Origin of the sequence: Paenochrobactrum glaciei, from assembly GCF_039522165.1 — a bacterium.
In the GTDB taxonomy this organism is placed as follows: Bacteria; Pseudomonadota; Alphaproteobacteria; order Rhizobiales; family Rhizobiaceae; genus Paenochrobactrum; species Paenochrobactrum glaciei.
The window spans coordinates 84,658-110,990 of the sequence record NZ_BAAADE010000006.1; the positions used below are offsets into that span (position 1 = coordinate 84,658).

General features: G+C 48.0%; 24 protein-coding genes. 22 read left to right on the forward strand and 2 right to left on the reverse strand.

Going from position 1 to position 26,333, the window contains the following annotated elements; all coding sequences use genetic code 11:
* Positions 1–19: 19 nt before the first annotated feature.
* Genes ABDZ76_RS13600 through ABDZ76_RS13615 form a run of 4 tightly spaced genes read left to right on the forward strand, consistent with a single transcriptional unit; the run spans position 20 to position 2,814 of the window.
* The gene (locus tag ABDZ76_RS13600) at positions 20–706 is read left to right on the forward strand and encodes a SapC family protein (RefSeq protein ID WP_343806427.1); all 687 of its coding nucleotides are present in this window, start codon (positions 20–22) and stop codon (positions 704–706) included.
* 41 nt (positions 707–747) lie between these two features.
* Positions 748–1,347, forward strand: a complete 600-nt coding sequence (locus ABDZ76_RS13605) for a GNAT family N-acetyltransferase (protein ID WP_343806429.1) — start codon at positions 748–750, stop codon at positions 1,345–1,347.
* Positions 1,344–1,580, forward strand: coding sequence for an acyl carrier protein (locus tag ABDZ76_RS13610; RefSeq protein ID WP_343806431.1), 237 nt, complete (start codon positions 1,344–1,346; stop codon positions 1,578–1,580). Before ABDZ76_RS13605 ends, ABDZ76_RS13610 begins: the two co-directional genes overlap by 4 nt.
* Positions 1,573–2,814, forward strand: a complete 1,242-nt coding sequence (locus ABDZ76_RS13615; protein WP_343806433.1) for a cytochrome P450 — start codon at positions 1,573–1,575, stop codon at positions 2,812–2,814. The genes ABDZ76_RS13610 and ABDZ76_RS13615 overlap by 8 nt, the downstream gene beginning before the upstream one ends.
* On the opposite strand, the gene rpoN is transcribed toward ABDZ76_RS13615, so the two are convergent.
* The gene (gene rpoN / locus ABDZ76_RS13620) at positions 2,811–4,157 is read right to left on the reverse strand and encodes an RNA polymerase factor sigma-54 (RefSeq protein ID WP_343806435.1); all 1,347 of its coding nucleotides are present in this window, start codon (positions 4,155–4,157) and stop codon (positions 2,811–2,813) included. The genes ABDZ76_RS13615 and rpoN overlap by 4 nt on opposite strands.
* 381 nt (positions 4,158–4,538) lie before the next feature.
* Between rpoN and ABDZ76_RS13625 the strand changes: the two genes are divergently transcribed.
* The 12 genes from ABDZ76_RS13625 to ABDZ76_RS13680 all read left to right on the forward strand — a co-directional run bounded on the left by ABDZ76_RS13625 (position 4,539) and on the right by ABDZ76_RS13680 (position 18,224).
* Positions 4,539–6,074, forward strand: a complete 1,536-nt coding sequence (locus tag ABDZ76_RS13625) for an ABC transporter substrate-binding protein (RefSeq protein ID WP_343806437.1) — start codon at positions 4,539–4,541, stop codon at positions 6,072–6,074.
* Between the two features lie 46 nt (positions 6,075–6,120).
* On the forward strand, positions 6,121–7,128 hold the full coding sequence (locus ABDZ76_RS13630; protein WP_343806439.1) for an ABC transporter permease: 1,008 nt from the start codon (positions 6,121–6,123) through the stop codon (positions 7,126–7,128).
* Positions 7,125–8,027 carry an ABC transporter permease gene (locus ABDZ76_RS13635; protein WP_343806442.1) on the forward strand — a complete coding sequence of 301 codons (903 nt, stop codon included), beginning with the start codon at positions 7,125–7,127 and terminating at the stop codon, positions 8,025–8,027. Before ABDZ76_RS13630 ends, ABDZ76_RS13635 begins: the two co-directional genes overlap by 4 nt.
* Positions 8,024–9,025 (forward strand): ABC transporter ATP-binding protein, encoded by a 1,002-nt coding sequence (locus tag ABDZ76_RS13640; protein ID WP_343806444.1) that lies wholly within the window; start codon positions 8,024–8,026, stop codon positions 9,023–9,025. Before ABDZ76_RS13635 ends, ABDZ76_RS13640 begins: the two co-directional genes overlap by 4 nt.
* 5 nt (positions 9,026–9,030) lie before the next feature.
* Positions 9,031–10,035, forward strand: a complete 1,005-nt coding sequence (locus ABDZ76_RS13645) for an ABC transporter ATP-binding protein (protein WP_343806509.1) — start codon at positions 9,031–9,033, stop codon at positions 10,033–10,035.
* Positions 10,019–11,134 carry a C45 family autoproteolytic acyltransferase/hydrolase gene (locus ABDZ76_RS13650; protein ID WP_343806446.1) on the forward strand — a complete coding sequence of 372 codons (1,116 nt, stop codon included), beginning with the start codon at positions 10,019–10,021 and terminating at the stop codon, positions 11,132–11,134. The genes ABDZ76_RS13645 and ABDZ76_RS13650 overlap by 17 nt, the downstream gene beginning before the upstream one ends.
* 4 nt (positions 11,135–11,138) lie before the next feature.
* Positions 11,139–12,149, forward strand: coding sequence for a sigma-54 interaction domain-containing protein (locus tag ABDZ76_RS13655; RefSeq protein ID WP_343806448.1), 1,011 nt, complete (start codon positions 11,139–11,141; stop codon positions 12,147–12,149).
* Positions 12,150–12,422: 273 nt separating this feature from the next.
* Entirely contained in the window at positions 12,423–13,787 is a 1,365-nt protein-coding gene (locus ABDZ76_RS13660) for an acyclic terpene utilization AtuA family protein (protein WP_343806450.1), read from the forward strand.
* A gap of 11 nt (positions 13,788–13,798) precedes the next feature.
* Positions 13,799–14,119, forward strand: a complete 321-nt coding sequence (locus ABDZ76_RS13665; protein WP_343806452.1) for a DUF4387 domain-containing protein — start codon at positions 13,799–13,801, stop codon at positions 14,117–14,119.
* Positions 14,120–14,268: 149 nt separating this feature from the next.
* Entirely contained in the window at positions 14,269–15,351 is a 1,083-nt protein-coding gene (locus ABDZ76_RS13670) for an ABC transporter ATP-binding protein (RefSeq protein ID WP_425541765.1), read from the forward strand.
* 124 nt (positions 15,352–15,475) lie between these two features.
* Positions 15,476–16,498, forward strand: a complete 1,023-nt coding sequence (locus ABDZ76_RS13675) for a Fe(3+) ABC transporter substrate-binding protein (RefSeq protein WP_343806456.1) — start codon at positions 15,476–15,478, stop codon at positions 16,496–16,498.
* Positions 16,499–16,631: 133 nt separating this feature from the next.
* Positions 16,632–18,224 carry an ABC transporter permease gene (locus ABDZ76_RS13680; RefSeq protein WP_343806458.1) on the forward strand — a complete coding sequence of 531 codons (1,593 nt, stop codon included), beginning with the start codon at positions 16,632–16,634 and terminating at the stop codon, positions 18,222–18,224.
* On the opposite strand, the gene ABDZ76_RS13685 is transcribed toward ABDZ76_RS13680, so the two are convergent.
* On the reverse strand, positions 18,221–19,141 hold the full coding sequence (locus ABDZ76_RS13685; protein WP_343806460.1) for a LysR family transcriptional regulator: 921 nt from the start codon (positions 19,139–19,141) through the stop codon (positions 18,221–18,223). The two genes, ABDZ76_RS13680 and ABDZ76_RS13685, sit on opposite strands and share 4 nt — an antisense overlap.
* Positions 19,142–19,308: 167 nt before the next feature.
* Between ABDZ76_RS13685 and ABDZ76_RS13690 the strand changes: the two genes are divergently transcribed.
* From ABDZ76_RS13690 to ABDZ76_RS13715, 6 genes are all read left to right on the forward strand, one after another.
* Positions 19,309–20,694 carry an MmgE/PrpD family protein gene (locus ABDZ76_RS13690; protein WP_343806462.1) on the forward strand — a complete coding sequence of 462 codons (1,386 nt, stop codon included), beginning with the start codon at positions 19,309–19,311 and terminating at the stop codon, positions 20,692–20,694.
* 33 nt (positions 20,695–20,727) lie between these two features.
* Positions 20,728–22,344 (forward strand): ABC transporter substrate-binding protein, encoded by a 1,617-nt coding sequence (locus ABDZ76_RS13695; protein ID WP_343806464.1) that lies wholly within the window; start codon positions 20,728–20,730, stop codon positions 22,342–22,344.
* 78 nt (positions 22,345–22,422) lie between these two features.
* Positions 22,423–23,397, forward strand: a complete 975-nt coding sequence (locus ABDZ76_RS13700) for an ABC transporter permease (protein WP_343806466.1) — start codon at positions 22,423–22,425, stop codon at positions 23,395–23,397.
* Complete coding sequence (locus tag ABDZ76_RS13705; RefSeq protein ID WP_343806468.1) at positions 23,394–24,305, forward strand: ABC transporter permease; 912 nt, start codon at positions 23,394–23,396, stop codon at positions 24,303–24,305. Before ABDZ76_RS13700 ends, ABDZ76_RS13705 begins: the two co-directional genes overlap by 4 nt.
* Entirely contained in the window at positions 24,302–25,333 is a 1,032-nt protein-coding gene (locus ABDZ76_RS13710; RefSeq protein ID WP_343806470.1) for an ABC transporter ATP-binding protein, read from the forward strand. The genes ABDZ76_RS13705 and ABDZ76_RS13710 overlap by 4 nt, the downstream gene beginning before the upstream one ends.
* Positions 25,330–26,331 carry an ABC transporter ATP-binding protein gene (locus ABDZ76_RS13715; RefSeq protein ID WP_343806473.1) on the forward strand — a complete coding sequence of 334 codons (1,002 nt, stop codon included), beginning with the start codon at positions 25,330–25,332 and terminating at the stop codon, positions 26,329–26,331. The genes ABDZ76_RS13710 and ABDZ76_RS13715 overlap by 4 nt, the downstream gene beginning before the upstream one ends.
* Positions 26,332–26,333: the final 2 nt, after the last annotated feature.

The following is a 26,333-nucleotide window of genomic DNA, read 5'->3' on the forward strand; positions in this document are numbered from 1 at the left end:
TTACGCATGGCATTACAAAATGACCGATTATAAAAATAGTAAAATCAAAGCTTTATGCTCTAAAGAGCACAAAAACTATTGCATTAACGATATTCTCGATCACAATTATATTAGAAATAAATATTATTCTTTTATTGGGCTTAATGAACTATCTGCGGCCACAACTAACCATCCCGTATTCGTTGCAGTCATGCCACATCCGGCTTTAATCACCCTGACTTCCATCTCAGTACAGCCAAAACCATCATTCACTCCGCTACAATCTCAACTCTATCCGTTCACGCTAGAGGTTCTTGAAAATGAACAGCGCGGCATTTTGCTTTTTAATGCAAGCAGTCCTCGCTTAACAAAAGACAGCTCCACCCCAAACAGCTACCCGCTCTTTGACAACCAAGGCCAGGCAGCACCTGCTCTAATTAAAATCGGTCAACTTGCCAAAATGCATCATGAGGAAATTAGCAAAGCGGAAGCTTTTTGCCAGTCACTCATTGATTATAATCTGCTTAGTGAAAGCTCTGTCAGCATTACTTCACCCCATGACAAACTTTACATCATCAATGAAGATGTTTTTGCTGATTTGAATGTTGATCAGTTGCAAAGCTTACAACAAAAAAATTACCTACAAATCATTGGATTTATGCTGCTTTCTCAGCAATATTGGGCACGCCGACTGAAAGACCACTCTCAAAAAAATACGAGGGCTTAAACACCGTGCAGATCAAAATACCAGAAAGCCCTGTATTCATAATGCTGGACAAGCAAGATAAGCCATCCAAGGGGCAAAATCAGCAATATCGCCCTGTTCTCTTGCAGGCAGAACATTATACGATCCGCACATTCACGTCCGCAGATGTGAACCAGCCATTTGTTGAATGGTTTAATACAGTTGAAATGTTGTCAGGCCTCAACATTGCGACGCCCAATTTAACCATTGAAAAACTGCAAAAACTCATTCAGCGCTTCAACAATTCCGACAATTATTTTCTCGGTATTTTTGATGGTGAAACATTGTTTGGATTTTATACCATCGATGTGGTCAAGAAACATAAAGTTGCCAGTATTACAGTCGGCATCGGTCATAAAAATTACTTAGGAAAAAATGCGCTTAAGGCAACAATCGGCGTTATACTCGACCATTTTTATCAATATCGCGATATCGATAAATTTATTGCACGCATTCTGGCCAGAAACTTTGCCATGGTCTTTAATTTCAAAAACAGTAAACGCTTTTCGCTAGAAGCTGAATTAAAGAAAGAATGTCTGAGCCCCAACGGTGAACGCGTTGATATTCTGGTTTTTGCCTCCTTTAAACCGGAAGAAGATAACACTTTAAAGGCGATACAATGAACGGTTTAGAAATGGCAAAAGATATCCTCTCGGCATGTCTTTTTATCGAGCCCGAAAACGTCACGGATGAAGCCAATCTCAATGATCTTGGTATCAATGATAGCCTTACCTTTGAACTTCTAATTGGTGAAATTGAAGAGAAAACAGGAAAGCCGGTAGATCCGGTCAAACTGCTTGAGATTAATTCCGTCAGTGATCTGGTACAGTTTTTAGAAAAAACAATGCATGTCTGAAGCATCCGGCATTTGTCAGCGCATGTATGATCTGGCCAAAGAGCATAATGGCCAGAATAAATATCTGACACTCAATGGCGTTGATATTCTTATTATTCAACGCGCCGAAGATGCTGATCATATTTTACGTCTCAATGCTGCCAATTATGTGAAAAACCTTTCATGGCTACGCCAAATAATTGGTGCTTCCCGCTTTTCTGAAGATGGCGAGAAATGGCGTAGACGTCAGCAAATCAGCCAACCTTTTTTCAACAAAATTGACCGCGATCAACTAGTTAGCGTGACGCACAAATATGCACTCTCCGCACTCGACACCCTTATAGCGAAAAACGATCAACCCACATTACGAGATAATGTTTTTCGCACTTTAACCAGCAATATTCTGCTTGATAGTTTCTTTGGCTGCACCCTCGATGATATCGGCCTTGATCTGGATATTTTGGCTGATCTGATGGAACTTGGCTCTGCTTTTTCGTTTTCAACCGAAAACACGGTTGATGATTTTTACCAGAAAACCAAATCTTTGCCCCGCCTGCGCCGGCAAATGCTGGAAAGCTTCAGCAATTTTCGTCAATCACCTATTTGTAATACACCCTTGATGCAAAAGCTGCTGGAAGCAGAAAAAGGGGCCGACAAAATCAACCTGACACAAGAGCTTACGGCCTTCATTGCCGCGGGCTCAGAAACCTCAGCAGCAACGGCCTCATGGCTTTGCTATCTGCTTGCGAAAAACCCTGACTTGCAACAAAAGTTGCGAGACGATGCAGACACCTTCTGGCGATCCGGCGAGATTAACTGGAAGCATCTATCTGCGTTTCAATCACTTACACAATTTGTCTCAGAAACTTTAAGGCTTTTTCCGCCAACACCGCTCATCACCAGAACCGCATTGTCAGACGATGTTTTAGGCGACCAAGAAATCATCAAAGACCAAAAAATCATTCTGTCACTGATCGGCATTCAACATGATCGCAGATTTCGCGATAATCCGTGGCAAATGACAATTGATGCGCCGAAAAGCCATAAAACTTCCGGCGATATCATGGCTTTTAGCATGGGGCCGCGGGTATGTGGCGGCAAGCAATTTGCCTTGATCGAACTTGTCACATTGCTTGCCACTTTTGTGCAGCATGCACGCTTTGAACTGACAAGCGATAGTGATCCGGCCTTTCATTGGAAATCGCAGATGCTGCATAAGAATGGAGTGCCGGTCAGAGTTTTACCGCTCTGCTAGCCCTTCTGTCGCCTTTGCCAGCGACGTTCCGTCGAGGAGCCAATTTTCATCAGGTCACGATATTTAGCGATAGTACGCCGTGCGATTTCTATACCTTCAGCTCGTAATTTTTCGACGATACTATCGTCTGACAAAATGCTGTCCGCAGTTTCACCATCAATCAACTGCTTGATTTTCTGCTGAATGGTTTTTGCAGATAAATCTTCTTCTCCTGTCGCGCCTGCAATAGCCTTGGAAAAGAAGTATTTCATTTCAAATAAACCACGATTGGTCATGATATATTTATGCGCAACAGCACGCGAAATCGTGGATTCATGCATGCCTAATGCTTCTGCCACTTCACGCATGGTCAGTGGTCGCAAATGCCCGTTTTCCGCAATCAGAAAAGCACGCTGATAACTGGCAATATATGTTGCAACTTTCAAAATTGTTTGCGCACGCTGATCCAGACTTTTCACCAGCCAATGTGCCGACTGCAAACAATCCACTATAAATTGCTTTTCGTCATCCCCAAGTTTGGCAACCGATATTTTGCTCGCATAAGCACGATCGACCAATACACGCGGCAATGCCTGCGCGTTCAATTCAACCTTAATATTATGCGCATCATCCACTGAGATCAAAACATCCGGCACCACACGAATAGATGGTTCCGCATCAAAACAATCGCCGGGCTTTGGCACCAGCGCCCGAATTTCGCGCAGCATGCCCATTATTTCATCAGGAGAAACACCACAAAGCTTAGCTAATTTTGGCAAATGATTACCAGCCAGCAATGGCAGGTGATCCAACAGCACCTTCATCGGCTGGCTCAGCCGATCTTTCGCTAGCAACTGAATTTTCAAACATTCAGCCAAATCACGCGCACCAACGCCGGCAGGCTCGAAACATTGAATACGGCTCAAGATACGCTCAAAATCTTGCGATGTTATTTGGCATTGCTTCATGATTTCATCAGCAGGTTGGCGCAGATAACCATCTGGTTCAAGCGCATAAACAATCTGCGTAGCAATAGCCTGATCACGCGGTTCTTTAAAACTCGCCATCACCTGCTGATGCAAATAATCATAGAGGCTAACCGAAGCGCAATGAGTTTCTTCAATTGTCCGAAGATCGCCAGAGCCGGACAAAGTACCTTTTCGCATAAAAGGCGCATGGGTATTTTGTGATGACAGAAGCTTTGGCGTCGCCAAATCCAAAACCGGATTTTGCTCCACCTGATCGAGAATATAAGACTGAAGCTCATCATAGCCGCACTGCAAAACCTGCACCGATTGGATCATCTGCGGTGCAAGAATTTGCGTTTGTTGCGGGCTGGTATAAAGCCCTGCACCTGCCTTCATAAAGCCTCCCGACAACATCACAGCAACAAAATAGGATAAAAAACTATCCAGCATTTATAAATGGCACGATTCTTGCTGTGTTTTTATTTATTCCCCTCAATTAAACTAAAATCAACCCATGTCAGCACAGTTTTAACCGCACATGAAAAAACCCATGCGCCCCCTGCTTCAATCTGGCGTTAAAAAAACGCAAAGCGCGTGTATTTCACTCGACGCAACTCCGCGACAGAGCAGAACAAAAACCTCCAAAAGCTAACACGTTGAAAAAACTATATTAATTATTTAATCTTTATAAGAAATAGTTTGGCATGATTATTGCTCAATCAGTCATAAGGGGAAAAAGACAAATAATGTCACCCTGATCGAAAAAAGGGAGATGGAATGATGCGCTTAAAAACAATCGCATTTGCTTCAGCATTTGCAGTCACCTGCTCGCTAAACATCGCGGCAGCCAGTGAGATCCGCATCGGCTTTGCTAATGATCCGCTAACCTTAGACCCGGCCAACCACCGAAACCGCGACACCGAAACGATCATCCGCAATATGTATGACGGTTTGGTAACACGTGATGGTGATATGAAGGTCGTACCGGAACTTATCGAGTCTTACAGTCAGGTTTCTCCAACCGTTTATGACTTTGTCATTCGAAGCGGTGTCAAATTTCATGACGGCACCACAATGACCGCCGGAGATATCAAGTTCACGTTAGACAGACTAACAGTTGACGGCGCAATGAACGGCCAAACCAGCCCGCGCAAAAGCTTGCTTGGCCCTGTCGAAAAAGTCGAAGAACTCGAGAATAATGTTATTCGTATCCATTTAAGTGAACCGTGGCCGATTTTGCCGGCTATGCTGCCTAACCAACAAATTGTGTCGGAAGCCTTCGTCAAGGCACACGGCGATGAAGCTCTTGCCACTCAAGTGAATGGCACCGGCCCATTCAAGCTCGTCGAATGGCGCAAAGGTGACTCTGTCATTATGGAGCGGTTTGAAGATTATTACGGCGGCTCTCCAGAAGTCCCACCAGTCGGCAAGGCTTGCGTCGAGCGCGCAATATTCAAAGTCATCCCTGAAAATGCTTCCCGCGTTGCAGCGCTCTTGGCTGGTGACGTGGATATTATTACCGAACTGCCAGCATTCTCTGTCTCACAAATTAAAAATAACCCTAATACCGATGTCATGACGGTCAATGGTACACGAAGTTTCTTCATCGCAATGAATAATGAAGGTTCCGTGTTAAAAGATGTCAAAGTGCGTCAGGCACTGGCTCATGCGGTCAATAAAAAGCTGATCGTTGACAAGTTGTTTAATGGGACTGCCGCTCTGATTAACGGTATCTTGAGCCCGGATGCTTTCGCTTATAATCCCGATCTCATCACCTATGATTATAACCCTGAAAAAGCAAAAGCGCTGTTGGCCGAGGCAGGCTATCCAGACGGTATTGAACTAACTCTTGAAACTGAAGGCGCATATAAAGATACAGCAGAAGCGATAGGCGCAGTCATGAGCAAGGCAGGTGTGCGTATTTCTGTGGTCACCGGTGAAGCCAGCCAATTAGTCAGCAAATGGCGCACACAAGGAAAGCCTAAAAGCGGCGATCTGTGGTTGGCATCATGGGGCAACGGCTCGCTTGATCCTTATGACATTTTCGTCCCCACACACCGCACCAATGATCGCGGCAATTCCGCCGGTTATGCCAATCCGCAGGTCGATAAATTACTCGACGACGCCGGCATCGAAACAGACACTGAAAAACGTGCCAGCCTTTACAGAGAAGCTGAAGCAATCGTCAACAAAGAACTGCCCTATATCTACCTTTGGGTGCCACAAGATATTTACGGTGTATCCAAACGTCTCAGAGGCTGGAAACCAAGTGCCGACAGCCGTATCCATTTGCACGATGCATGCATAAATTGAGGCTATAACTAAAAATAAAAACAATAATAAAAATGGGAGTCGCTTAATGCAATTAAGCAAAGTGTTTGAGCGGTTTTTACAGCTCATCCCCGTTTTACTAGGTGTTAGTGTTATCGTCTTTCTGATGATGGCACTCACGCCAGGTGATCCGGTAACCATTATGATTGGCGATCAGAATGTCACGCCTGAACAAGAAGCTTTACTGAGAAGCGACCTCGGCCTCGACCAGCCGATATACCATCGCTTTGTAACCTTCGTCGGCAATGTTGTGACCGGTGATTTTGGCACCAGCTTTTATCATCGCCGTCCGGTTTTTGATGTGATTGCCGAGCGACTTCCCGCAACCATTGAACTGACACTCATTGCGTTGATTATCGCAATTATTACATCCATCCCTTTGGGTGTACTTGCAGCGGTTAAAAAGAATACATTCTTTGATCGTATTGCCACTGTCGGCTCTTTACTTGGTGTCTCCATGCCGGGGTTCTGGTTCGGTATTTTGCTATTGATGCTATTTGCCGTGCAACTGAACTGGCTGCCAGTTTCGGGCCGCTTAGGCTATAGTAGTGAAGTAGCACCCATCACGCATTTTCTTTTGATCGATACATTACTACGTGGTCGCCCTGATGCATTCTGGGATGCGCTCAAGCACATCATCCTGCCTGCACTCACTTTAGGATTACCCATGAGTGCCATTCTCATGCGGGTGACCCGAACATCCATGCTTGAAGTCATGCGCTCCGACTACATTACCTTTGCTGATGCAAAAGGTTTGAAGCGCCACCGCATTCTTTACCGCCACGCACTCAAAAATGCTCTGATCCCGACAATTTCTGTTGCAGCCATCGAAACTGGCTCATTACTCGGCGGTAATATGATTGTCGAAACAGTCTTCGGCTGGCCAGGTCTGGGAAGACTAGTCGTGGAAAGCATTTTTGTACGCAATTACCCGCTTGTACAGGCGGCTGTGCTTTTTTATGCGACAACCTATGTGCTGCTCAATTTTCTCGCAGACCTTCTCTACACCTTCTTTAACCCGAAGGTGAAGCTATGACAGACATTATCACAGATACAAGCGCCGTCACTTCACGCAAAGAAAGCCGCTTTGCTCAGAATATCAAAATTTTTATGCAAAACAGGCTAGCATTCTCATGCATTATTCTTGTGCTTCTTTTTGTGCTGGCCGCAATCTTTGCACCATGGATTGCACCACATGATCCGAACGAAACAGACTTGTTCCGCCGCCTGCAACCACCCGCTTGGTATCCGGATGGCGACTGGGAATATCTGCTTGGCTGTGACGCACTGGGACGTGATATCCTGTCACGGCTGATTTACGGATCACGGATTTCCATTTTTATCGGTACCGCCGTTATTCTGGTCGCGACTGCCATCGGCTTGATCGCAGGCCTTGCAGCAGGTTATTTACGCGGATGGACAGACGTGGTTATTTCCCGTCTTGTCGATATTTTGCTGGGCTTTCCTTATCTTATTTTTGCAATCGGCTTGATGGCGATGATGGGCCCCGGCCTCATTAACATCATCATGGCACTTGCTTACAAGGAATGGGTTATTCCGTGCCGCATCGTGCGCGGTGAAACACTTGCCGCACGAGAGCAAGAATATGTCGAAGCAGCGCGTGCTTTAGGTGCGTCACCAGCGCACATCATGTTTCGCGAAATTCTGCCCAATATCCTGTCACCAGTCATTGTGGTTTCGACCATCAGAGTGGCGCATGTCATTATTCTGGAAGCAAGCCTGAGCTTTCTCGGCCTTGGCGTGCAACCGCCAACTGCCTCATGGGGCGCTATGGTTGCAGATGGCCGTGCCTTCATTCTTGAATCATGGTGGGTCAGCACCTTTCCGGGGCTCACAATTCTTGTGCTCGTTTTAGCAATCAATGTCGCAAGTCAGGGTTTGCGAGATGCCTTTGATCCGAGGTTCCACGAATGATGCGAGATGAAGCTTTATTAAAAGTGCGTGACTTACGCACTGTTTTCCACACTCGCGCTGGTGCAGTCTGTGCCGTTGATGGTGTTTCTTTTGACGTTAAACCGGGTGAATGTTTAGGGGTTGTTGGCGAGTCTGGCTCCGGTAAAAGTGTAACTTTTAGTTCCGTCATGGGATTGATCCGGTCGCCCGGCACTATCGAAAACGGCAGTATTCATTTTGAAGGCCGAGATCTGAGGCAGCTTTCTTTAAACGAATTACGCAATTTGCGTGGCCGCGATATTGCAATGACTATGCAAGATGCACTCACAGCCCTTAATCCGTCACTAACTGTTGGAGAGCAAATTGCAGAAACCATCATCGCTCATGATGACACCCTGCCCGGCGGTTACTTCCGCCGCAGGCAAGCTGTGCGTGAACGCAGCATTGAAATACTGCAATTGGTGGGTATTGCATCGCCTGAAAAACGCCTAAAACAATATCCGCATGAGTTTTCCGGCGGTATGCGGCAAAGGCTTATGATCGCAATTGCGCTGTCCTGCCGTCCGAAACTGCTGATTGCCGATGAACCAACCACAGCACTTGATGTCACCATTCAGGCTCAGGTTCTGGAACTCATTGCCGATATTCGCGCGCAACTCGGCATGAGTGTTGTTCTCATTACACATGATCTGGGTGTTGTTTCCGAACATTGTGACCGCGTGGTGGTGATGTATGCAGGGCAAATCATCGAAACAGGTCCCACAAGAGAACTTATCCGCAACCCACAACATCCTTATACGCAGGGTTTGCTTGCCTCATTACCCAAGCTTTCCATGCGCGGCCAGTCGATCCAGCCCATTCAGGGGCAAGTCCCTGATCTGATCAATCTGCCGCCGCAATGCAGGTTTTATTCACGCTGTACGCAGCGCGTAGCAGATTGTCAGCAAATTATAGACATTCGAAGCATGTCACCCGGCCGTGAAGTGCGCTGTATTTTAGCTCGGGAGAAGCAGTCATGACCTCAATATCAGCGCCTTTGCTTACTGTTAAAAATCTCGTCAAACATTATGGCGGCCAACCAACATTATTAGATACGCTAACCAAAAGAAAACCGGTTCAAATCCAAGCCCTCAACTCGGTCTCTTTTGACATTCACAAAGGGGAAACTCTAGGGCTGATCGGAGAAAGCGGCTGCGGGAAATCCACGCTTGGGCGCACAATTTTGCGGCTACATGAGCCGACAAGTGGTGAAATCAATTTTCAAGGCACAGATATTACCGCGCTTGATACCACGCAAATGAAGGCCATGCGCCAACATTTGCAAATCGTTTTCCAAGACCCCTATGCCTCGCTTAATCCGCGCCGTACCATTGCAGAAATCGTCGGGCTTTCCCTGCAAATCCATGGCCTTGTAAAAACAAAATCTGAAATGCGCGATAAAGTGGTGGAAATAATCGAAAGCGTAGGACTTAAAGCTGCACATCTTGATCGCTATGCACATCAGTTCTCTGGTGGGCAGCGCCAGCGTATCGGCATAGCGCGCGCGCTGATTTTAAATCCACAATTCGTTGTTTGCGACGAGCCTGTGTCAGCACTTGATGTTTCTATTCAGGCACAAATCATTCAGTTGCTGAATGAAATGAAAAAGCAACGCGATCTGACTTATCTGTTCATTTCGCATGATATTTCGGTCATCGGTTACTTAAGTGACCGAGTGGCCGTGATGTATTTAGGCGAAATCGTGGAAATGGGCGACACCGAAAGTGTCTTATCCAATCCGCGCCATCCTTATACAAAAAGCCTTTTGTCGGCTGTGCCGGATATCGACAATCCTGAGCGCAAGCAACGCATTCGTCTATCCGGAGATTTACCTTCACCGCTCAATCCGCCATCGGGCTGTAAATTTCATACACGCTGCCCTTTTGCCATGCCTGTATGCAGCAAAATTGCACCGCAAACTGTAAAAGTGGCACCCAATCACCAAACCGCTTGTCACTTGGAGGATCAAAACCTTGTTTCAGCAGCGTGACCCAATCAGTCTTTCAGGCTCGCCATTTGAGCGTGGTTTACAACAGCAAAAATGTAATCCCGATACTGTTCAGGCTGTGCGCGATGCAACATTGCAACGTGTGCATCAGGCACGTGCGGAAGGCTTGCTGGATAATGCGGGGGAAGTTTACCTGCAAGCTCAACGGCAATTTGCTGAAATACACGACCCAAAATCTTTAGAAGAATTAAAAGGCATCGCGCAAGGTTTCGGACTGGAAGAAAGTCTACTTTTTGAGCATCTTCATCTGGCCGTCCTCAGGGATCATAAAAGATGCGGAGGCATTGACCCTGACGGTTGCAGCGCATGGGCAGTCAATGACAGTGCTCAAGGCCCTTTGGTTGTCAAAAACCGTGATTTTGCCGGATCACACACCGCAATCCAGCGTGTATTTTCCCATCAAGGCGATGATATCAAAACCGGCTCCGTTCTGTGTGTCGGCAGTCTTGGCAGTCCTGGCGCTTATTCCAGCGGCATGAATGCCTCAGGCCTGGTTTTAGTCGATACACAAGTTGGTAGCCGTGACCACGGTATCGGCTGGTTGCGCTATTTTCTAATGACGCGCCTGCTGGCACAATGCCACACGGTTGACGAAGCCATTACTTTCATACGCACTCGTACTCATGCCGGTGGTGGTACTTTGGTCATGGCCGACGTAACGGGCACTATTGCCGCAGTTGAACTTGGTCACCATCAAATCAGCATTGAAACTGCTCCGCGGGTCTGGCGCAGCAATCATTTCATCAGTGAAGAACTGCATCAGCAAACTTACCCGACTGACGGAGATTCTATCTCCAAAAGCTCGCTTGAGCGCTTTGCAGTTTTAAAAAACCGCATACCGCATGGTGACTGGTCGATAGAACAAGCAATTGCCTTGATGAAGTCTCATAAAGATACCGAAATTTATGGCTCGCTTTGCCAGCACCCCGAGGGGCACGGATCTTTAACCATATCCTCAGCGATATATGATGTGAAACGACGTGAGCTATATTTCAGTGGCCCCAATCCATGTATAAGTCCATGGTATCACTATGCTCTTAATGGTCATCCGCAAAAACATTTGACTGTAAAGGAGCGCTGACACAATGGAAGCAAAGGGCAGAGGCGTGGCCAGTTATCAAGGACAGCTCATTGGTGAACATCACTCAATTGAAGCAACACGTCGCCTGATAACGCGCGTTGCCAAAAGCCCCACACGGACAATTCTCATTTACGGCGAAACCGGAACCGGTAAGGGGCTGGTGGCACGAATGCTTCATCAGCAATCGTCGCGCGCCGCACATGAATTTGTTGACGTTAATTGTGCGGCCATTCCGGATAATTTACTTGAATCAGAGCTTTTTGGTTATGAGCGCGGCGCATTTACCGGTGCCACAGCGAAGAAATCCGGTCTTGTTGAAACAGCCAATCAAGGCTCCATATTCCTCGATGAAATTCGGGAAATGGATCTTGTCCTGCAAGCAAAATTGTTAAGCCTTTTGGACACACAACGCTTTCGTCGTGTGGGAGCCGTTCAGCCCATTGATGTCGATGTGCGCTTCATCACCGCAACCAATAAAATACTACTAGCCGAAGTGGATGGAGGGCGCTTTCGTGAAGATCTCTATTATCGCCTTCAAGTGATAGCGATCAATATTCCGCCCCTGCGGGAACGTGATGACGATGTTTTGATCCTCACACAGCACTTTCTCAAACAATTAAATGAACGCTACAAGCGCAATATTACCGGCATTTCTGAGGAAGTTGCACAAGTTTTTAGAAATTACCCATGGCCGGGCAATGTGCGGGAGCTGGAAAATCTTTTAGAACGTATTTTCATTCTCGAAGATGAAAACGAAATCCTTTTAAAGCATTTACCTGACCGTATTATCCGTGGCGCGCACAATCCGAAGCATGTCAGTATACCTCAACCCAGTGCGGGCAGCACTGAAAATGCAGAAACCAATTTTCACATCGCAACACAACAGTTTCAAAAATCACTGATTGAACGCGCACTATCAAAAGCCCAAGGCAATATTGGTCAGGCTGCGACAGAACTGGATATCAGCCGCCATGCTCTTCGCCATCACATGATGAAATTGAATATTTCAGCCTGAGAGCTGCGTGTTTTTCACGCTGCACACGTAATTCACGCATAGCCCATTCCAATACTCAATTATCCATCACTTATAATTACTCAGGGCATTTGACGCGTCTATACACTCACAATTCAAAATATAAATTTCACTTTAAATATCAATATCTTACATATTAAAAATCGATCCAATCAGTAATTTTTCACAATAAAAAGCAAATTCAAATCATTTGGCACGGAAAGTGCTTGGTTCTCATTAGCCATTCGGCAGATCGTTAATGTTGGAGAACTTGGCATGCAATCAATGAAATTCATATGTCCTAATGGTCACTTGGGTTTTGCGCCACTGAAACCGGACAGTTTTAAACTCGGCGTGGAGATTAATCCGGATGTTATCGCTGCAGATTCAGGCAGTGACGATATTGGCCCGGGTCCCCTTGGCAGTGATACATGTGCAAGCCCGCGGGCATGGCAAGAACATGATCTTGAAATCATGTTACTGGCAGCACGGGATAAAAAAGTACCCATGATCATTGGCTCGGCTGGCGACACCGGCAGCAATAGCCGCGTGGATATGTATGTCAGCATCATTCGTGATTTAGCCAAGAAACACAAACTTGCCGATTTCAAACTTGGCTGGTTCTATTCAGAAGTCGATAAGGAGCTGATCCGCCAAAAAATCCGCAATGGTTCTGCTGTACGCGGGCTGGATGAACGCGCTGATTTGGATGAAAAAACACTCGACGCCACAGAGCGTGTCGTTGCAATGGCTGGCATTCATCCGTTTAAGAAATTACTTGATGAGGGCTGCGACGTCATCATCGGCGGAAGGTCTTCCGACAGTGCTTTGTTTGCCGCAGGCGCCTTAGCCAAAGGCTATCCTGAAGCCCAGTCTTATTATCTTGGCAAAGTGTTAGAATGTGCATCTTTCTGCGCAGAACCTTATGGCGCCAAAGAAACTGTCATGGGTGAAATCACCGATGATTATGTTGAAGTAACTGCCATGAGCCCTGAACAACGCTGTACAATTGCATCGGTTGCAGGCCATGCCATGTATGAACGTGCAAACCCGTTTCATGAGTATGTTGCTGGTGGCCTCCTTGATATGACTGATTGCCGTTACGAGCAGGTTTCAGAAAAAACCACACGCGTAACCGGCATGAAATTCGTGCCCGCTGAAGAGTTTCGTGTCAAACTTGAAGGCTCCGGCAAAATCGGCGAGCGTTATGTCGGCATGGCCGGTATTCGTGACCCTTACACAATTGCCAATGTCGACAAGGTCATCGAATGGGCTCGCAATCAGGTACGTGAACGTTTCGGCGATGAAGGCTGGGAACTCCACTATAATGTCTTTGGTCGCAATGGTATTATGGGAGATATGGAGCCTAACAAAAACAATCCTGCCCACGAGCTGATGATTGTCGTTCAAGGTATCGCACCAACGGCTGAAATGGCCGAAGAAGTAACCATTACCGGCACAAGACAACTATTTTATGCCCGTTTACCCGAAGTCAAAGGAACTGCGGGCGGGGTCTCCTTCATCCTTGATGAAGTGATGCGTGCCAGTGCTGGTTATGTATGGACACTCAATCACACAATGGCCGTTGATGATCCGCTTGAGCTCTTTCCGACCCATAGTGAAATTATTTCTCAAGGTTAGGTGCAGGTAAAATGACAACTACTAAACTATCAGAACTTGCGAAAACCATTCGCAGCAAAAATGCCGGAACTGATAAAATCACTTTTGATATTATCTTCCGTGAACAGGAAACATATGATCGGGTAAAAAAATCAGGAGTGCTTTCGCGTGAACGTGTCTGCGCTATTTTGGGCTTGCCGGAAAAGCGTCTGACAGATTTTGTTGAATATGATCCTGCCTTTGCTATCAAATTCACAATTTCACGCGTGCGTCCAAGCGGCAGCCCTGGTGATCCGGATATCTTTGGAGCTCAGCAATACGCTCCTTTCCTTGATGTAGAAGTACCAGTCTGACAAGACTAGAAAAACGTGGATGCCATTAAGGCATCCACGTCAACCACAATCATGATGCGTCTCATCATGTTTATCTGGCTTCAAACCAAAGCCAATGCTATACACTGCCCAGTCTCCATCAATGAAATTACGAGGCAGCAAAATATATGATGAGCGCAAACCAGAGCACTAATCCGGATCACAACAGAACGCCGGCATTGGAACTCTCTCATCTTCATAAAAAATTTGGTTCCACCCAAGCGCTGAGCGATCTGTCATTGACGATAGAGCGCGGCGAGGTCGTCTGCCTTGTCGGCCATTCCGGCTGCGGAAAAACCACACTTTTAAAGATCATCTCCGGTGTAGATAGCCCCGATGGCGGCAGCGTGTGCATTAATGGCACACAAGTGGCAGGACACAGCGGCTTTGTTGAGCCGGAAAACCGTAAAGTGGGCGTGGTTTTTCAGGACTACGCTCTCTTTCCGCATTTAACTATTGAGCAAAACATTATGTTTGGCTTGCGCAAAATGGTCAGGGCGCAAGCCAGAAACCGCGCACGCGACATGCTGGAACTGGTTAATCTGACACATATGTCAGACAAATATCCGCATATGTTATCCGGAGGCGAACAACAGCGCATTGCTTTGGCACGCGCTCTCGCACCCAAACCAGACATCCTGCTCATGGACGAGCCTTTTTCCAATCTGGATCGCAGCCTTCGCGATCAGTTGCGTCATGATACGATTAGTTTATTGCGCAAACTAGGCACAACCGTTGTTTTCGTCACCCATGATGCAGAAGAAGCCCTTTCAACCGGCGACAAGATTGTGCTGATGCGCTCCGGTCATATTATTCAGACCGGCAGCCCCCGCGAACTCTATGACAAACCATGCTGTCGTTATACCGCTGATTTTTTCTGTGATTATAATATTATTCACGGCACGATACGATCTGGCCAGGTGGACACAGCCATTGGTTGTTTTGTGACAGATTATACTGGCGATGAATGCCCAGCTGTCGTTTACTTACGACCATGCGATATTTGCCCCAGCGCGGCAGAAACAGCATCCGAACATACCATTTCCGCTCACATCCAAAACCGCATATTCCGTGGCGATATGGAAGAGTTAACACTAAAAGTTGGCGCTCTCGCTGAGCCGCTCAAACTGCGCACCCCTATGCGCCTGCCAGCTCACGCACAAACTGCGTATATTGAAGTGAACCGCGATAGAGCCCTAGTCTTTAAACTATAGTACCACTCACAAGCTATCTCACTTGACGCCTGCTGCATTCCATATAATAACTTGACTGCATTACTCTTATTTAACCGGACAGCACAAAACTGTCCCACCTACAGGTTATCGGATAAAAGAAACCATGGTTAAAGCACACTATAAATATGCAAGCCTCGCCTTCGCTTTTTCTGCTCTCTTTGCAACCAGCGCCTCAGCTGACGAAGTCAATATTTATACAACCCGTGAACCAGGTCTCATCCAGCCTTTGCTTGATGCGTTCAAAACCTCAACCGGTATCGCGGTCAACACCGTCTTTCTTAAAGATGGATTGGCCGAACGTGTTGCAACCGAAGGCGAGAGTTCCCCTGCCGATATTTTGATGACCGTCGATGCGGGCAACCTCATTGATCTCGTTGAAAAAGGTCTGACCCAGCCTGTTTCATCTGATGTTCTCACTCAGAATATCCCGGCGCAATTGCGTGATGCAGGCAATCAGTGGTTCTCGCTTTCCATGCGCGCTCGCGTTGTTTATGCAGCAAAAGAGCTCGGCCTGAAAGAAATCACTTATGAAGAACTTGCTGACCCAAAATGGAAAGGCAAAATCTGTATTCGTGGCGGCCAGCACCCATATAATACAGCACTTTTTGCTGATTATATCGTACATCATGGCGCGGAAAAAACCGAAGAATGGCTCACCGGCCTGAAAGGCAATCTGGCGCGCAAAGCTGCCGGCGGCGACCGCGACGGTGCCAAAGATATTGTTGGCGGCATCTGCGATCTGGCGATTGCCAATTCTTACTATGTCGGCCTGATGCGCTCGGGCAAAGGCGGCGAAGAACAAGTAAAATGGGGTGATGGTATTGATGTCGTGCTGCCAACATTTAAAGATGGCGGTACACAAGTTAACATCAGCGGTGCTACTGTTGCAAAACACGCTAAAAACAAAGATGCAGCCGTAAAATTACTGGAATATCTCGTTTCTGACGAAGCGCAGAAAATTTATGCAGAAGCAAACTTCGAATATCCGGTTAAGGCGGGCGCAACTATTGACCCGATCATTGCCTCATTTGGCGAATTGAAAATTGACCCGACACCACTGACCGAAATTGTCTCCAAGCGCAAGCAGGCCAGTGAATTGGTTGATAAAGTTGGCTTTGACAACTAAAATACTTTAACCATTGGCGCCATATCCTTTTGGCGCCAATGTTTACTCATCATTTATGCTTACCACTTCGCACCCGACATCCAAGAAGCCTATGTGCCGGTTCAGATCAGGCAGCCTTTGGCTTATCATCAGCATGATCATTACCGGCTTGATGTTACTGCCGGTTTTGGCTTTGATTTTACAGGCATATGAAGGGTCCGAAGGTCTCTGGTCACATTTACTGGCCACCACTTTACCCGTTGCTTTAAGAGACACGCTGATATTGCTCATGGGCGTTGGGCTCATCGCTGCAACACTTGGCACCACTACGGCGTGGCTTGTAACGGCCTATCAATTTCCCGGCCGTCGCGTGCTTGAATGGGCACTTTTATTGCCGCTTGCTGTTCCCACTTATATCATCGCTTATTCTTATCTGGATATTTTGCACCCCATCGGCCCTGTACAAGGTGCTATCCGCACCTTGCTTGGCTACTCCAGCCCCCGCGAGTTTCGCCTGCCCGATCTCCGCTCTCTGACAGGTTGCATTTTGCTCTTAGGCTTTGTGCTTTACCCCTATGTTTACATTCCAACCCGTGCGATGTTTTTAACCCAATCTGCCAATCTGATCGAAGCTGCTCGCACCTTAGGCGTTTCAAGACGTGGCATTTTCTGGCATGTGGCATTACCAATGGCACGGCCTGCGGTGGCTGTTGGTGTCAGCCTGGCCTTAATGGAAACGTTAAACGACATTGGCGCAGCTGAGTTCCTTGGTGTGCGCAGTTTAACCGTTTCGATTTATACAACATGGATTACCCGCTCCGATTTACCGGGAGCTGCACAAATTGCATTAGCATTATTATTCATTGTCGTTTTACTGGTTTCGCTGGAACGCTGGGCAAGACGCAAGCAGCGTTTCACGCTAAGCACACAGCGCAGCCAAAGCTTTGAACCGAGCAAAATCAAAGGCCTAAAAGGCTGGATACTTTTACTATTTGGCTCCGCTCCTGTTTTGTTCGGCTTTATTGCACCTGCCACATATCTTGTAATTGAAGCATGGAAGCGTGTGCGCTTCGCAGGCATATCGCCCCGTCTTTATGATGAGGCACTCAATACAATTTTGTTGGCAGGAACAGCCACTATTATCACACTTTTATGTGGCTTAGTTGTCGCCTATGCGATGCGTCTTCGCCCCGGCAACGCTTCCCAATGGTTTTTCCGATTATCAACCATGGGCTACGCAGCACCAGGCACAGTAATTGCTATCGGGGTACTCATCATTACGGGTAGCTTTGACCGCTATATCGACCAAAATATGCAATTCTATTTTGGTGCATCAACAGGGCTGTTACTACTTGGTTCTGGTGCTGCGCTTTTATATGCTTATGCCACTCGTTTTATGGCTATTTCAGCCGGTGGCATTGAGGCAGGTCTGAACCGCATCCCCCCCTCTTTTGATCATGCTGCACGAACACTTGGACATGACAGCACCAGCACATTCCGGCGTCTGCATTTGCCATTATCCAAAACAGCTCTAAGTGCTGCGGCGCTGCTGGTTTTTGTCGATTGCGTCAAAGAATTACCAGCAACCTTATTGTTACGGCCACTGAATATGGAAACTTTTGCAACCCATCTTTATGGTGAAGCGGCGCGCGGTACTTATGAAGAAGCGTCATTGGCTGCTTTAGCCATTGTTGCTATCGGTATATTGCCAGTTATTTTACTCGCTAAAATCGGACGTAAAGCTTAAACTTTGATCGGAAACTCTTTTCCGCTTTCCGTAATGCTTGCCCAGAACTTGTTCACCACCGTGCGGTTGCGGCCAAGGCGCTTATAAATGCGCACTTCAATCGGCACTGTCCAGCTTGTCCCACCGGCCAAAACAAGCTTTTTCTCAGCAAGAAGATTTTTAATCCGGTCATAAGGCATCCATGTAATGCCATTCCCCTCAAGCACCAGCCCAAGTAAATTTTCGCCATTGGTGCCCTGACAGGTTTTCAAAACCTGCAAATTATTTTCAGCAATGCGGCTTTCAACCACATTACCAATATAAGAACCTGGCAACCGCGCAACATAAGGCACCACACCGTTTAAATCATCCAAATTGATGCTCGGCGTTATGCCGTCTTTATCCGGCACACAAACAGGCACCACCTGTTCAGGGCCTAAAATCTTATATTCAAACTGTTCCAGATCAAATGAAGACACCTGACCCGACGAATGATAGGTCAGGAAAAAATCAAATTCGCCATTATCCAGCGCCTGCACATCTTCAGGCGTCGTGCGCGATGACAAAACATTGGGCACAATTTCCGGCATCATCGCTTTTTTGCGGGTAATCCATGATGGATAAAAAGACTGCACCAGCGTGGTCGCGCCGGAAAACCTCAACAAATAGCGATCATGACCAAGCAATTGACGTGCGTTTTCTTCGGCACGGCGTACGCTGACAATAATCGGCTTACAATCATTGAGAAATTGCTCACCCAGTTCGGTGAGCTCCAGAGGCTGACGATTACGGACAATCAGCTCGCCACCCAGATGGTTTTCAAGCGAGCGGATGCGTTTGGAAAAAGCCGACTGGGTAATGTTGCGTTGACGTGCCGCCCGCGCAAAACCTTTGCATTCCACCACAGCCAGAAAATCTTCAATCCAACTTAAATCCAAACCCTTACTTTCTTCAGCTCATGCCTGCCGCGACATCCGGCTGAGGCCAGATGTCCAAACCGGACTATAACTATTCCAAAAATCCGTTTGCTCCGTTTCAGCCCGCCAACTTAAACTCAAGCTCAAACTTAGTGAAGCATAACAGGTATAGTATGAAGCCGGAATTAATGACACACAGTGATAAAAATCGCGAGCATTTTTATATAAATCGCATGAGTGCCTATGCCGCCAATGCTTTGAGCGACACATTGCCGGATCACGTCGCGGAAAAAGCCAAATATCATATCTTGGATACATTCTGCGCCATGATCACCGGCGCCCGCCTCACAGTGGGTGAGATGGCTTTATCCTATTCCAAAACCCTGTCGCAATCAGCTGACAGAGCCGCGGGCATTGTTGCCTCTGACCGTTTTTTACATCCGGCTGATGCAGCTCTTGTCAACGGCATCATGGCACATGCCAATGAAACCGATGACAGCCATCCGGCGGCAATCGGCCATCCGGGCTGCGCTATTGTCCCTGCCGCATTGGCTGCGGCTGAAGCTAACGCATCCAGTGGCAGTGATTTTCTAAAAGCGGTTGTTCTTGGCTATGATTACTATGCCCGTATGAATATCGCGCTTGGTTCAAATCATATTTATGCGCGTGGTCATGGCCCCTATAGCATTGGTGGCGCATGGGGTGCAGCCGCCGCCGCCGGTGCGCTTTATAAGATTGACGCAGAGCGTATGGCCTATGTTTTCTCCAATGTCGCACATCAAACCGGCGGCATTGCCGTTTGGATGCGTGATAAAGACCATATGGAAAAAGCTTTCCATTTTGCCGGCCTGCCAGCCCGCAACGGCGTGAGTGCAGCTGCAATGATTGCTCATGGCTTTTCCGGCACGGATGATGTGATTGAAGGCCGCGGCAATTTCATGGATGCCTATTCGGACAATCCGGATCGCGACATTCTGATTGGCGAACTAGGCACCCGTTTTGAGGTTATGCTCACCAATATCAAAAAATGGTGTGTCGGTTCGCCTATTCAATCGGCCCTCGATTCCCTTGAATATTTGATGGAAAACGAAGGGGTTCATTTAGGCAATATCGAGAAACTGACCATCGAACTCCCATCCCATGTGGTCGATGTCGTGGAAGACCGTGGTGTGCCGGATATCAACTGCAAACATTGCCTTGCTTTGATGCTGGTGGATGGCTGTTTTGGTTTCCATGCTTCACATGATTATGCACGCTTGCAAGATCCGGCCATTCTGGCCATGAAGAATAAAATGTTGTTGCTGCCAAGTGCAGAACTCGCTGATGCACTGCCGATCCGTCAGGCAATTGTCACGGCAGTTTTGTCAGACGGGCGCACCGTCAGCCGCCGCACTTACGCGGTAAAGGGAGTGGTGGAGAACCCGATGGATCGCAACGACGTTATTCGTAAAGCGCAGGATTTATTATCACCGCTCCTTAAGCAAGAGACAGATAAATTCATCGAAACAGTGCTGAATATCGAAACTTTATCGGATATTCGCGCATTGCGTACGGTGCTGCAAAAACAAGACTAAACTGGTTGAAATCTAGCGAACGAAAGAAAAATTATGATAAAAAATCACGGAATTCGCCTTCAAACCACAATGGCAACACGCTTTTTGCGCGCTGTCTCATTGGCGGGAGTAGCATGCTGTGCCTTGACGGCATCGGCATGGGCAGCAGATTTGCGGATGGGAATGGGCTCGGCTCCGACCTCCATTGATCCGCATTTTCATGCCAACAGCTCCAACATCTCTATGACAGGTCAGGTTTTTGAGGGGCTGACCTGGAAAGACGAGAATATGCGCCCTGTTCCGGCACTGGCCGAAAGCTGGGAGTATAAGGGAGACAATATCTGGCATTTTAACCTGCGTAAAAACGTGAAATTCCACGACGGCACACCATTTACTGCCGATGATGTGATTTTCACTTTTGAACGTGTGCCAACCATTGTTGACAGCCCGAGCCCGTTCACCGCGCGTCTGGCTGATGTGGTTTCTTATAAAGCGCTTGATGATCATACATTGGAAGTGGTCACCAAAGGTGCTGCACCTAACCTGCCGATCAATCTGGCCGATGTGCAGATTGTTTCGCGTAAAAACGGCGAAAACAAAACCACGTCAGATTATGTCACCGGTAAAGCCATGATCGGCACCGGCCCTTATAAATTTACCAATGCGCGCATCGGCGAAATTTATGAATTTGAAGGCTTTGCTGATTATTGGGGCGGCAAGCCTGCCTGGGATAAAGTAACACAGCGCATTATCAGCTCTGATCCTGCACGTATTGCGGCACTCCTTGCCGGTGACGTAGATCTGATCACCAGCGTGCCGACCAGCGACATCGCCAATCTGGAAAAAGCGCCGAATATCGCGCTTTGGTCAACCGCCACCAATCGTATTGTTTTTGTGGCGCTGGATGTTGAACATGAAAAACCGATCGCAGGTCAGGTAACCGACAATAATGGCAAGCCATTGGATAAAAATCCGATGCTGGATGTGCGCGTACGTAAAGCGCTTTCCATGGCACTCGACCGCAAAAGCCTCGTAGAGCGCGGGCTTTCCGGTGATGCACTGCCTGCAAGCCAGCTCGTACCGGAAGGTCTGTTCGGCTATAATCCGGAAATTCCGGTTGAGCCTTATGATCCGGCTGCGGCCAAGGAGCTTTTGAAAGAAGCTGGCTATCCGGAAGGTTTCCGTGTGGTGCTGACCACTTCGAACGATGATACATCACGCGTGCGCGCTTCGCAGGCAATTGGTCAGATGTGGACACGTATTGGTGTGCGCACCGAAATCGAAACCATGCCACATGCCGTTTTCATTCCGAAAACCAATGACTTCCAGTTTGCGCATATGATCCATTCATGGGGCACTTCAACCGGTGAGGCCGCTTATACATTGCGCGGCATCGCAGGCACCCGTGACCATGAAAAAGGCATCGGCACGTCAAACCGTGGTCGTTATTCCAATCCGGAAATGGATGCGCTGGTCAACAAAGCATCCGAAACCATGGATGATGAGACACGCGAAGCTATGCTGCAAAAAGCAATGGCGATGACCATCAGCGATTACGGCATTCTGCCGCTCTACAGCCCGAAAGCAACATGGGCTTCGTCCAAGAATGTGAAATATATTCCGTCGAAGGCCAATGTGACGTCGGCAATTTTCGCAACACCTGCTGAATAATCCGACTTCAATACTGATCCCTTATACGGTTACAAAGCCGTATAAGGGAATAATACCTGCGACAGTCAGGGGGGAAATATGGCCGAGATGATCGCGCGGCGACTGGTACAGTCGCTCATCACGCTTCTGGCTTTGAGCTTCATAACATTTGCCGGACTATATATGATCGGTAACCCGATGGAAGTTCTGGCTGATGAATCCGCCACAGCGCTGGAAATCCAGCAAATCAGTGAGCGGCTTGGGCTGGATCAGCCACTCTACATTCAATATATGCGTTATATGGGTCGCTTGTTGAGCGGCGATTTCGGCACATCTTTTGTCACCGCTTTGCCGGTTTCAACCATGTTGTTGCAACGCCTGCCCGCAACACTTGAAATGGCGCTCATTTCAATCATTATTTCAGTTGGTATCGGTCTGCCGCTTGGCATTCTTGCCGGTACATTTCCAGATAGCCGCTTTAGCAAATTTGCCTCGATCAGCTCGATTTTCGGTTTCAGCCTGCCAAATTTCTGGCTTGGCCTGATGTTGCTGTTGGTTTTTGCTGTGCAATTGGCTGTCTTTCCGGCCATCGGACGCGGCCAGACCGTCGAGATCAACGGTGTCGCATGGAGTTTTCTGACGTGGGACGGGCTCACCCATCTCATTTTGCCAGCCGTCACGCTTGCAACCGGCAATCTTGCGCTGATGCTACGCTTAGGGCGTGCCGGTATGCAGGAAGTGATGCTGCTCGATTATGTCAAACTTGCGCGCATCAAAGGCCTGTCGCCCTGGCGTGTTGTCACTGTTCATGCCTTGCGCAATGTGATGATCCCGATTGTCACCATTATCGGTCTTGAAATCGGCGGTCTCGTTTCGGGTGCGATTATTACAGAAACTGTTTTTGCCTGGCCCGGCATCGGCAAGCTGCTGATTGACTCAATCAATATGCTCGATCGTCCGGTGGTCATTGCTTATATGATGATTTTTACCTTCATGTTCGTCACCATCAATCTCATCGTTGATATACTTTATATCGTGCTTGATCCGCGCGCGGGAACAGGACGTGCATCATGACGAGTTCCGCTTTGTCACGTTTTCACCAATGGCGCAAAACCACACGCTTTTATAATTTCTTCCGCGAATTCAGCACCAGTAATACGGCACTGCTCGGCTTGGGCGTGACCATTATTTTGCTGTTTATCGCCATTTTCGCCCCGCTGATCTCGCCACAAAATCCTTATGACCTGATGCAGGTTGATTTTATGGATTCCGAACTGCCACCAGGCTCGGTTGGCGGTATGGGGCAATATTATCTGCTTGGCACTGACGCTAACGGCCGCGATATGCTGAGCGCCATGTTCTATGGCCTGCGTTCCAGTTTCATGGTCGCATGGAGCAGCCTTGCCATGGCACTTGTCATCGGCGTAATGCTGGGGCTCATTTCCGCCTATGCAGGCGGAAAAGTGGATGCGATTATCATGCGCATTGTTGATGTGCAGATGAGCTTTCCGACCATTTTGATCGCACTTCTCTTATTGGCTGTGTTTGGCCGTGGTCTGGATAAAACCATTCTCGCACTCACACTCGTGCAATGGGCTTATTTTGCCCGCAATGTGCGCGGCACAGCATTATCAGAGCGCAATCGCGAATATGTTCTGGCGGCACGCCTTGCGCATATCCCGACCTTTCGTATTCTCTGGCGTCATATTTTGCCCAATTGCCTGCCACCCTTGCTGGTTATTGCCTCGGTGCAGCTTGCATCCGCCATCTCCATCGAAGCATCGCTTTCCTTCCTTGGTCTTGGCATGCCGGTTACGCAGCCTTCACTCGGCCTGCTGATTTCCAATGGTTTTGGCTATCTGATGGGTGGCAAATACTGGATCAGTGTTTTCCCCGGCGTACTGCTTCTCATTACAGTTTTTGCAATCAACCTGATTGCAGACCAGTTGCGCGACATGTTCAATCCGAGGCTTAAAAAATGACGACAGCAGTTTCAGCATCCCCTGCTGCATCACCCTTTGTGCTTCAGGTTGAAAATCTTAAAACCCAGTTTGATACCAGCGCCGGTGTCGTGCGCGCTGTCGACGGCATCAGTTTTTCGCTTAAACGCGGCGAAGTGATGGGCTTAGTGGGTGAATCCGGCTCCGGCAAATCCATCACCGGCTACTCCATCATGCGTGCCATCGACAAACCGGGGCGTATTACTGAAGGGCACATAAAATTTTGCGGCCGCGACAACAAAATCGTTGATCTGGTTAGTCTGCCGGAACGGCAGATGCGGGATTTACGCGGCAACCGCGTGGCAATGATTTTGCAAGATCCGATGATGTCGCTCAATCCAAGCTTACGCATCGGAACGCAACTTACCGAAACCTATCTGGCACATAAAAAAGTCAGCAAACAGGAAGCCCGTGAACGTGCCATCAATGTGATGCAGCGTGTCGGCATTCCTGATGCCGAACGCCGTCTGAGTGCTTATCCGCACGAATTTTCCGGTGGTATGCGTCAGCGTATCGCCATCGCCATTGCACTTATCAATGAGCCGGATGTCATCATCGCCGATGAGCCCACCACCGCTCTGGATGTCACCACGCAGGCGCAAATCCTTTTTGAAGTGCAAAAACTATCGCGTGAATTTGGAACGGCATGGATATGGATTACCCATGACCTGACTGTCGTTGCTGCCCTCGCGCAAAATGTAGCTGTGATGTATGCCGGTAAAATCGTCGAATATGGATCCGTTGCCTCCATTCTTGATCGTCCTCTGCATCCCTACACCAAGGGTTTGATTGCCTCGATACCCGGACATAACAGTACTTTGGCCAATAAGCGCCTTTACCAGATACCGGGCAATGCCCCTTCTCTTCTGTCTTTGCCACGCGGCTGTCCGTTCCGCCCGCGCTGCGCATATGCCGACAGCACATGTCTTGAAACGCCGGCCGATACCAAGCTTTCTGAAAACCGCTTTTATCGTTGCTGGCACCCTGTGGAAACAGGAGCTGCATTATGAATGCTATCAATACCTCGCCTGAAGGCGAAACCATTTTGGAAGTTCAATCTCTGCGCCATCAATTTGGACGCAAAGAAGACTGGATCGACAAGATCGGTGCGAAACTACGTAAAAGTGGCCCCCGCCCTGTGGTGCGTGCCATCAATGGCGTTGATCTTAATGTCAAAAAAGGCGAAATTTTCGGCATTGCCGGTGAATCCGGCTGCGGGAAAAGCACACTTGGCCGCATTATGGCGGGCTTGATCAAGCCAACCGAAGGGCAAATTGCCTATCACGGCAAGCCGGTGATGCGCGGCGACAAACCTGCCAATCTGAAACTGCAAATGATCTTTCAGGATTCAGGCGCTGCGCTTAATCCCCGTATGCAGGTCAAAGATTTGATCGGCGAAGGCCCGCTTTTGCATGGCTTGGTAAAAAAACGCGAATTGAAAGACTTTATCGTCAATCAGCTCGAAATTGTCGGCCTTAATGCCGATGCCATGACGCGCTATCCGCATCAGTTTTCCGGCGGTCAGCGCCAACGCATCAACATTGCCCGCGCACTCGCGCTGCAACCGGATATGATCATCTGTGATGAATCCATTGCCGCGCTTGACGTCTCCATTCAGGCACAGATCATCAATCTGTTTCTCGATCTGAAAGACAAGCTTGATCTAACATATGTTTTCATCAGCCATGATTTAGGCGTCTTGAAACATATCGCTGACCGTCTGGCTGTGATGTATCTGGGACGTGTCGTCGAACAGGGGGATGCCGCAGAAATATTTGCCAATCCGCGGCATCCTTACACGCAGGTGCTGCTTGAAAATGTACTGACACTTGATCGCCGCGACCAGCAGTTTGAACCTGTTGAAGGCGAAGTGCCCTCACCACTTAATCTGCCGTCAGGTTGTGCATTTCACACCCGTTGCACCCATGCAATTCCTGCCTGTGCGCAAGCTATACCTGCTCTTGTGGGGCATGAAAAACATCAGTTTGCCTGTCCGGTGATGGCATGAAA